General features: G+C 69.9%; 3 protein-coding genes and 1 tRNA gene. 1 reads left to right on the forward strand and 3 read right to left on the reverse strand.

What is annotated here, in order from left to right; genetic code table 11:
- Positions 1-151: 151 nt before the first annotated feature.
- Positions 152-5,893, reverse strand: a complete 5,742-nt coding sequence (locus tag ACL06G_RS03010) for a HAMP domain-containing protein (RefSeq protein WP_412835342.1) — start codon at positions 5,891-5,893, stop codon at positions 152-154.
- Between the two features lie 360 nt (positions 5,894-6,253).
- Between ACL06G_RS03010 and ACL06G_RS03015 the strand changes: the two genes are divergently transcribed.
- Positions 6,254-8,863 (forward strand): SpoIIE family protein phosphatase, encoded by a 2,610-nt coding sequence (locus ACL06G_RS03015; protein WP_412785104.1) that lies wholly within the window; start codon positions 6,254-6,256, stop codon positions 8,861-8,863.
- Between the two features lie 64 nt (positions 8,864-8,927).
- On the opposite strand, the gene ACL06G_RS03020 is transcribed toward ACL06G_RS03015, so the two are convergent.
- Positions 8,928-9,003: transfer RNA gene (locus ACL06G_RS03020), tRNA-Thr, on the reverse strand.
- Positions 9,004-9,103: 100 nt separating this feature from the next.
- The gene (locus ACL06G_RS03025; RefSeq protein ID WP_412835350.1) at positions 9,104-9,811 is read right to left on the reverse strand and encodes a DegT/DnrJ/EryC1/StrS family aminotransferase; all 708 of its coding nucleotides are present in this window, start codon (positions 9,809-9,811) and stop codon (positions 9,104-9,106) included.
- Positions 9,812-9,878 lie beyond the last annotated feature (67 nt).

Genomic DNA, 9,878 nt, shown 5'->3' on the forward strand with positions numbered 1-9,878 from the left:
GTTTCCAAGAACGCGCCGGGGAACTTGAAGGTTCCCCGCGATTCCACATTCCCACACATGGCCGACCGGCCCGCATCGGGGCCGGAGGAGGCCCGGAGCCGCTCCGGTGACCCGGCGGGCCCGCAGGAGCCGCCCGGGGCACGGTGTCACATCAGTCCGCGTTCATCCACTGCCCCATGACCTCCATGAGGTGGTCGGTGTCGACGGGCTTGGTCACATAGTCGGAGGCCCCGGACTCGATGCTCTTCTCCCGGTCGCCCTTCATCGCCTTCGCGGTGAGCGCGATGATCGGCAGTCCGGCGAACTGCGGCATCCGGCGGATCGCGGCGGTGGTCGCGTACCCGTCCATCTCGGGCATCATGATGTCCATCAGCACCACGGCGACGTCGTCGTGCTGCTCCAGGACCTCGATCCCCTCGCGTCCGTTCTCCGCGTACAGCACCTGCAGACCGTTCTGCTCCAGCACGCTGGTGAGGGCGAAGACGTTGCGGATGTCGTCGTCGACGATGAGCACCTTCTCACCGCGGAAACCCGGCTGCGTCCCGGCGGCGACGAGGTCCTTCCCGTTGCTGCGCCAGGACTCCTCGGCCCGTTCGGCGTCCTCGGCGTCCTCGGCGTCCTCGGCGTCCTGCTCGCGGGACTGCTCGGCACCGGTTCCCCCGGCACCGGCCGCGGGCGTCCGGGAAGTGTCCTCCTTGGATGCGGCCGCCGCCTGGCGGCGCCGGCGCATCAGCGACGCCGCTGCCCGCTCGGCCTCGGCGGCCGCGGTCTCCTCGACGGAGCCGGGCGGCCAGCCGCGCCCGGAGCCGCGTGCCCTCGTACGCTCCGGAGTCGGAGCGTCGGACGGGTCCGCGGCGTCCTGCGGCTCCCTCCCGGCGTCCGGACCGTCCGTCACATCGGTGTCCGCGGCATTCGGGCCGCCCTCGTCGGCCGCGGGGAGTTCGCCGCGCGGAGCGGTGCTGCCGGTCTCCACCGCGACCGGTTCCGGAGCGGCGGTGAGCGCCAGCGCCGCGTCGATCTGGGCGTAGCCCTGGGGCGGCAGCTCCAGCGGGTGCAGCGGCAGGTAGAGCGTGAAGGTGGAGCCGCGGCCCGCCTCGCTCGCGGCGTGGATCTCTCCACCGAGGAGGCGGGCGATCTCCCGGCTGATGGAGAGTCCCAGACCGGTGCCGCCGTACTTGCGGCTGGTGGTGCCGTCGGCCTGCTTGAACGCTTCGAAGATCACACGCATCTTGCTGGCGGCGATTCCGATGCCGGTGTCGGTCACCGAGAAGGCGATCAGCGCGGCGTCGGCGTCCCGCAGGGCACCGTGCTCGAGCATCTGCTCGCGGATCGCGTCCGGCACGTTGTCGTCGGCGGAGCGGATGACGAGTTCGACCGCGCCCGAGTCGGTGAACTTGACGGCGTTCGACAGCAGGTTGCGCAGCACCTGCAGCAGACGCTGCTCGTCGGTGTGGAGGGTGGCGGGCAGTTCCGGCGACACCCGCACCGAGAAGTCCAGACCCTTCTCCGCGGTCAGCGGACGGAACGTGGCCTCGACGTAGTCGACCAGCTGGACCAGCGCGATACGGGTGGGGCTGACGTCCATCTTGCCCGCTTCGACCTTCGACAGGTCGAGGATGTCGTTGATCAGCTGGAGGAGGTCCGAGCCGGCGCCGTGGATCGTCTCGGCGAACTCGACCTGCTTCGGCGAGAGGTTGCCCTCGGCGTTGTCGGCGAGGAGCTTGGCCAGGATCAGCAGCGAGTTCAGCGGGGTCCGCAGCTCGTGCGACATGTTCGCCAGGAACTCCGACTTGTAACGCATCGAGACGGAGAGCTGCTCGGCACGCTCCTCGAGAACCTGGCGGGCCTCCTCGATCTCCCGGTTCTTGATCTCGATGTCGCTGTTGGTCTGGGCCAGCTGGGCCGCCTTCTCCTCCAGCTGGCTGTTCGACTCCTCCAGCGCCTTCTGCCGGTTCTCCAGTTCCGCGGAGCGCTCCTTGAGCTGCTCGGTCAGTTCCTGCGACTGGCTGAGCAGCACCTCGGTCTTGGTGTTGACGCTGATGGTGTTGACGCTGGTCGCGATGACCTCGGCGATCTGGCTGAGGAAGTCCTTCTGGATCTGCGTGAAGGGCTGGAACGCGGCGAGCTCGACCACACCGAGCACGGTGCCCTCGAAGACGACGGGGAGCACGATCACGTGTGCGGGCGGGGCCTCCCCGAGCCCGGAGGAGATCTTGAGGTAGCCGGGAGGAGCGTTCTCCACGAGGATGGTGCGCTTCTCCTGGGCCGCGGTGCCGATCAGCGACTCGCCGGGCCCGAAGCTGGTGGGCATGTTGCCCCTGGTGTAGCCGTAGCTGCCGAGCATCCTCAGCTCGTAGGGGGCGTGACCGTCCTCCGCGGCGCCGATGTCGCCGGCACCGATCCGGTCGGCACCGATGCCGTTCTCGGCGTCCCCGCCGGGAACGGCCACGAAGAACGCGCCGTGCTGCGCGGAGACCACCGGGGTCAGCTCCGTCATGATGAGGCCGGCGACGTCCTTGAGGTCGCGGCGTCCCTGCATCAGCGCGGAGATCCGGGCGAGGTTGCCCTTCAGCCAGTCCTGGTCGGTGTTGGCGAGGGTGGTCTCGCGCAGGTTGGTGATCATGGTGTTGATGTAGCCCTGGAGTTCCAGGATCTCGCCTGCGGCGTCCACATCGATGCGCACGTTGTGGTCGCCGCGCGTCACCGCGGTGGCGACCTCGGCGATGGCACGGACCTGACGCGTCAGGTTGCCCGCCATCTCGTTCACGGACTCGGTGAGGTCCTTCCAGGTGCCCGCGACGTCGCGGACGCGGGCCTGGCCTCCGAGGATGCCCTCGGTGCCGACCTCGCGCGCCACCCGCGTCACCTGCTCCGCGAACGACGACAACTGATCCACCATCGTGTTGATCGTGGTCTTCAGTTCCAGGATCTCGCCGCTCGCCTCGATGTCGATCTTCTTGGTGAGGTCGCCCTTGGCGATAGCGGTCGTGACCATGGCGATGTTGCGCACCTGGCCGGTGAGGTTGGACGCCATCGAGTTCACGGACTCGGTGAGGTCCTTCCAGGTGCCGGCCACACCGGCGACCCGTGCCTGCCCGCCGAGCACGCCGTCGGTGCCGACCTCGCGGGCCACCCGCGTCACCTGGTCGGCGAACGACGAGAGCGTCGTCACCATGGTGTTCACGGTGTCGGCGAGCTGGGCGACCTCCCCGCTCGCCTCGACGGTGACCTTCTTGGTGAGGTCGCCGTTGGCGACCGCTGTGGCGACCTGCGAAATGTTCCGGACCTGGCCGGTAAGGTTGTTCGCCATCAGGTTGACGTTGTCGGTGAGGTCCTTCCAGATGCCGGAGACGTCCCGCACCCGGGCCTGGCCTCCGAGGATGCCCTCGGTACCCACCTCGCGCGCCACCCGCGTCACCTGCTCCGCGAACGACGACAACTGATCCACCATCGTGTTCACGGTCGTCACGAGCGCGAGAATCTCGCCCTTGGCGTCGACGGTGATCTTCTTCGACAGATCGCCCTGCGCGACGGCGGTGGTGACCTCCGCGATGTTCCGGACCTGGGACGTCAGGTTGTTCGCCATGAAGTTCACCGACTGGGTGAGGTCCTTCCAGGTGCCCGAGACTCCCTTGACCTCGGCCTGGCCTCCGAGGATGCCCTCGGTACCCACCTCGCGCGCCACCCGCGTCACCTGCTCCGCGAACGACGACAACTGATCCACCATCGTGTTGATCGTGGTCTTCAGTTCCAGGATCTCGCCGCGCGCGTCGACGTCGATCTTCTGCGAGAGGTCGCCGCGCGCCACCGCGGTGGCGACCTGCGAGATGTTCCGGACCTGCCCGGTGAGGTTGGACGCCATGCCGTTCACGGAGTCCGTGAGGTCGCGCCACACTCCGGCGACGCCGGGCACCTGGGCCTGGCCGCCCAGCCGCCCCTCGGTACCCACCTCGCGGGCGACGCGCGTCACCTGGTCGGCGAAGGCGGAGAGCTGGTCGACCATCGTGTTGATGGTGTTCTTCAGCTCCAGGATCTCGCCACGCGCGTCGACCTCGATCTTCTGCGAGAGGTCGCCGCGGGCCACGGCAGTGGTGACCTGAGCGATCTGACGCACCTGGGAGGTCAGGTTCCCCGCCATGAAGTTGACGGAGTCCGTGAGGTCCTTCCACGTGCCGGAGACGCCGTCCACCCGGGCCTGGCCGCCCAGCCGCCCCTCGGTGCCGACGTCCCGCGCCATCCTGGTGACCTGCTCCGCGAACGACGACAGCTGGTCCACCATGGTGTTCACGGTGTTCTTCAGCTGAAGCATCTCGCCGGAGACGTCCACCGTCACCTTCTGCGACAGGTCACCGTTGGCCACCGCCGTCGTCACCTGCGCGATGTTGCGCACCTGCCCCGTGAGGTTCCGGAAGGCGGTGTTGACGGAGTCCGTGAGGTCCTTCCACGTGCCGGCGGCCCCCGGCACCCGGGCCTGGCCACCCAGCTCGCCCTCGACGCCGATCTCCCGCGCCACCCGTGTGACCTCGTCGCCGAAGGACCGGAGCTGGTCCACCATGGTGTTCACGGTGTTCTTCAGCTCCTGCATCTCGCCGGAGACGTCCACCGTCACCTTCTGCGACAGGTCACCGTTGGCCACCGCCGTCGTCACCTGCGCGATGTCCCGCACCTGTGCCGTCAGGTTCCGGAAAGCGCTGTTGACGGAGTCCGTGAGGTCCTTCCAGATGCCCGCCGCCCCGGGCACCTGGGCCTGGCCGCCCAGCACGCCCTCGGTCCCGACCTCGCTGGCAGCCCGCGTCACCTCGTCCGCGAACGTACGGAGGGTCTCCGTCATCGCGTTGATCGTCTCGGCGAGCTGGGCCACCTCGCCCCGCGCACTGACGGTGATCTTCTGGGACAGGTCACCGTTGGCGACGGCAGTGGTGACCTGGGCGATCTCCCGCACCTGCGAGGTCAGATTGCCCGCCATCAGGTTGACGGAGTCCGTGAGGTCCTTCCACACGCCCGCGACACCCTGCACCCGGGCCTGGCCGCCCAGCTCGCCCTCGGTGCCGACCTCCCGGGCAACCCGCGTCACCTCCGACTGGAAGGACGACAGCTGGTCCACCATGGTGTTCACGGTGTTCTTCAGTTCGAGCATCTCGCCCGCGACGTGCACGGTGACCTTGCGCGACAGATCGCCCTTCGCCACAGCGGTCGTCACCAGCGCGATGTCACGCACCTGCGCCGTGAGCCGGGACGCCATGGTGTTGACGGAGTCGGTCAGGTCCTTCCAGGACCCGGCCATGCCCCTCACCTTCGCCTGGCCACCGAGCTTCCCCTCGGTGCCGACCTCACTCGCCACCCGCGTGACCTCGTCGGTGAACGCCGACAGCTGGTCCACCAGTCCGTTGACGGTCTTCCCGACCTTCAGGAACTCGCCGCGCAACGGCTGCGCCGTCCCGTCGACACCCTGGACCCGCAGGTCCATGCGCTGTTCGAGGTCGCCCTCCGAGACGGCCGTCAGCACCCGGCCCACCTCGGAAACCGGCCGCACCAGGTCCTCCACCAGGGCATTCGACGCGTCGACCGCCGAGGACCAGGCCCCTTCGCAGGCCCCGGTCTCCAGCCGCTCCGTCAGCTTGCCGTCCCGCCCGACGACCCGACGCACCCGGGCCAGCTCACTGGTCAGATGCAGATTGCGGTCGGCCACCTCGTTGAACACGGCGGCGATCTCCGCCATCGGGCCGTCCCCGGTCACCGTGAGCCGCTTGCGGAAGTTCCCGTCCCGCATGGCGGTCAACGCCGTCAACAGACGGTTGACGGCAGCGGCGTCCACCTCGAGCGTGCCGTTCTTCCGGGATCGTCCGCTCTTCGCGCGCGTGCCGGTGCCACGCGCCACTGCGCCAGACTCCACCGTGTCCCTCCCGAGGGTCGACCGTCAGATGCGGGCTCGTGCTCCGAACCGCTCCAGTGTTTCACCCTGCCGGAACCAGGCGATAACAGTTCGGCAGCATGGCACACCACCAGACCTCCGTGCCGGTGAGGGGGAAACACCCCGACCGGCACCCGCGCACCCTGCGAACGTAAGTAACCTGGCATCCGGCTGTCCAACGCCTCGCAGATCCCGGTCGGGGCAGGTGGCATCAGACTGAAGGCAACGGAGGGGCGCCGGGGAATGCCAGAGCAGAGCGCCGAACGGGGGCGGACGGCAGCGGTCGGTGCACAGCGCACACCCGCGGGCACGGGCAGCGACCAGACGGCTCCAGGGAGAACAGTGATCACCGCACGGGCGGCCGCCACCTTCGAACCGGTCGGGCGATCCGTCGCCGTCGCACGCGGATTCGTGCGGGACACGCTGCAGGGCTGGGGTCTGGCCGACGTCGTCGACGACGCCGTGGTCCTCACCAGCGAGCTCGTCACCAACGCCGTCGTCCACGCCGGCACGTCCGCGCAGGTCATCTGCCTCCACGAGGAGAGCACGGTACGCATCGAGGTGGTGGACCACTACCCGGAGCGTGAGCTGCCGCTGCACGATGCCGGACTCCCACCGGGGAATCCGGACCGGGAGGGCGGCCGCGGCCTGCTGCTCTGCGCAGCCCTGGCCTCCCGCTGGGGCGTCGACTACACGGCGGCGGACAAACGCGTCTGGTTCCGGCTCGAACTTCCCGAGCGCCCCGTGGGCACCCGCGCAGCGGGCCCCGCACTGCCGGACGCCGCACTCCCCGTGACGCCCTCCCGGGTGCACGTCGCCGTGGTGCAGGTCGAGAGCGACGGCACGGTGGGCACCTGGAACCACGACGCGCAGGAACTCTTCGGCTACGCCGCCGAACAAGTCGTCGGGAAGCCCCTCACGGACCTGGCCGCCTGGCCCCACACCCCGGGGACCGGCACCGGCATCGCCGAAGCCCTGCAGCTCTCCCGCTGGGAGGGGTCCTACGGCATGCGCGACGCCCACGGCCGCACGATCCCCGTGTACGCCTCCCACCTGCGCGTCCGCAACAGTGACGGGGAGCCGTCCACGGTCTGCCTGCTGGTCCGGGAGCACGAGCGCGCGGTGCTGCAGTCGCCGCTGCGCGGACAGGCCGCGGACGCGGACGACCAGGACCATCGCGATGCGCGGGCCGCGGACCCTTTCGAGGTGTTCATCGGCTCCCCCGCACCCGACGACCTCGACGGCCTCCTCCAACGGACCGTGGAACGCGCCCGCGACATGCTCGACGGGGACGCCGCCTACCTGCTCCTCGCCACCGACGACGAGACGGAACTCGAGGTCCGCGCCTCCACGGGCCTGCCCTCCGCCCGGCAGCGCTTCGCCCGCGTACCGGTGGAGACGGGAAGCGGCCGCTACGGTTCCGCGCGCATGCCGTCCGTGCACGAGGACCTGACGATGGTGCCGGGGGCCGTGCCGCTGCTGGAGGGCACCGGCATGCGTTCCGTGGTGATCGTGCCGTTGAAGGTGGAGGGCCGCCTCACCGGCTCCCTCGGCGTCGCCACCGAGTCACCGGGCCGCTACACCAACGAAGAGGCCCTGCGCCTCCAGTTCGCCGCCGACCGCATCGCACTGGCCGTGGAGCGGGCACGGCTCACGGAGCTGGAGCGGCTCCGCCGCGGCTCGCTCTCCTTCCTGGTCGAGGCATCCGACCTGCTGGCCGGCACCCTGGACCGCGATCAGACACTGGCGCTCATGGCGCAGATGACCGTACCGACGCTGGCGTCCTGGTGCGCGGTGTACACCGTGGGCGATCCCGGGTCGGAACCGGCCCTGTCGTACGTGCTGCACGAGGACGAGGAGCGCATCGACGGCCTGAAGGCGCTGCTGGCGAAGATCGACCCGCCGGATCCGGTCCCCGCGCCGGGCGCCCGGGTGTGGACCGCGCCTGCCGACACCGCGCACTCCACGGCGCTGCGGACGTCGCTGCGCAGCGCCACTCTCGGCGAGAGGGAGGCTTCGACGGCAGGCTCCGGGCTGGCGACGGCCGCTGCCGTCGGCGGGGAGACCGTGGTGCTTCCGCTGGTGGCGCGCAACCGCGTCATCGGCATGCTCATCCTGGGCAACCCCACGGACGAGCGTTTCCGCCAGGAGATCATCGAACTGGCGGAGGATCTGTCCCGGCGGGCGGCCCTCGCCCTGGACAACGCACGGCTCTACTCGGAGCGCACCGCCATCAGCCAGTCCCTGCAGCGCAGTCTGCTGCCGCCGGAACTTCCCCTGGTGCCCGGAGTGGAGGTGGAGGTCATCTACCGCGCCGCCGGCGAGGGGAACGAGGTCGGCGGCGACTTCTACGACCTCTTCGAAATCCGGGAAGGGGCCTACGGCTTCGCCATCGGGGACGTGTGCGGCACGGGTCCGGAGGCGGCTGCCGTCACCGGGCTGGCCCGGCACGCGCTGCGGCTCCTGGCCCGCGAGGGGCTCGGCGGTTCAGCGGTGCTGGAACGGTTGAACGCCGCGATCCTCGACGAGGGCTCGCGCAGCCGTTTCCTCACACTTCTCTACGGCGAGCTGCGGCCCCGTCCGGGAGGCGGGGCGGAGATGAAGATGGTGTGCGCCGGGCACCCGCTCCCGCTTCGGCTGCGCCCGGACGGGACGGTGGAGGCCGCGGCCGAGCCGCAGCCGCTGCTGGGGGTCATGGACGACCTCGAACTCTACGAGCAGCAGGTGGTGCTGGAGCCGGGCGACGTCATGCTGTGCGTGACGGACGGGGTGACGGAGCGTCGGGAAGGGACCCGCATGCTCGGTGACGACGGGCTGGCGGACGCGCTGTCGGCCTGCACCGGGCTGACAGCGGGTGCTGTCGCCGCGCGCATCATGCGCACCGTCGAGAATTTCGCGAGTTCACCGTTGTCCGACGACATGGCGATCCTGTCCATGCGTGTGCCTCAGTGACCGTGCGGGGTACCGGTCCCCGACAAACAGAAGGGCCTCCACCGTCGGGTGGAGGCCCTTGCCGTGGAGCCCCAAAACGGAATCGAACCGTTGACCTTCTCCTTACCATGGAGACGCTCTGCCGACTGAGCTATTGGGGCGCGTCGACGTCGTCGATACTACCTGATGGGGCGGAGTGCTCTGTACCCCGGGAAGGGGCTGCCGGTGTGCCCGGACGCGCAGCGCGCGAGCGCTGCGTGGTCAGCAGGCGGGATCCAGCAGGAGGCCGCCGAGCGCGTTGCAGGCCGAGACCACGCGCTGAAGCCGACGTCGCGTCATCGACGGGTCGACGGGCAGCGCGAGGCACTCCTCGGCGGCCCGTTCGGCTTCGGCAAGGCGCACGTCGGACAGGAATCCTGCCGCCCGGTGCACCGGCGTCCTCACCGGAATGCGGCAGGCGACACCGCGCGAACGGAGCGCGCGCTGGAAGGCATCACGGTCCGGCCGGCCGTTCCCGGGGACCCGCACCACGTAGGAGTCGTACGTGTGGCGTGCACCGGGGGCGACCGCGGGCGTCACGACGCCGGTGAGACGGGAGTCCAGGTAGGCCGCGTTGCGACGCCGGGCTGCCGCGTCGAGATCGAGGCCGCCCTCCGACGTCCCGCCGGAGGCGTCGCTGCGGACGAGGGAGAGGTTGTGGCGGCGCGTCAGGGCGCGAAGCGGTTCGACGTCCACGGGATGTCCGAAGAGGTCGAGCGCGACCACGGCAACCGTGCGGGGGGTGAGTGCCCGCGCAACGGCTGCGGGGTCGATACAGAAGGTTCGGGGATCGATGTCCACCGGCACGGCAACAGCACCGCTCGATCGCACCTGTTCGGCAGCCTCCAGACCTCCAAACGCGGGAACCACCACCTCGTCGCCCGTCTCGATCCTCGTCCCGGTCCACGCCGTCGTCCCCTTGACCACCATGCCCCGCATGGTCGTGGCACGGCGTGAACTCTCGGTAAAGACAAAAGAAAAGGCCGTGGGGCCCCCC

This window comes from Streptomyces callyspongiae, assembly GCF_047200695.1.
Lineage (GTDB): Bacteria > Actinomycetota > Actinomycetes > Streptomycetales > Streptomycetaceae > Streptomyces.

What these genes read in the sequence shown, in the direction of transcription:
- ACL06G_RS03025 (WP_412835350.1), bottom strand. Translation starts at nt 9,811, where the DNA reads ATGGTGGTCAAGGGGACGACGGCGTGGACCGGGACGAGGATCGAGACG.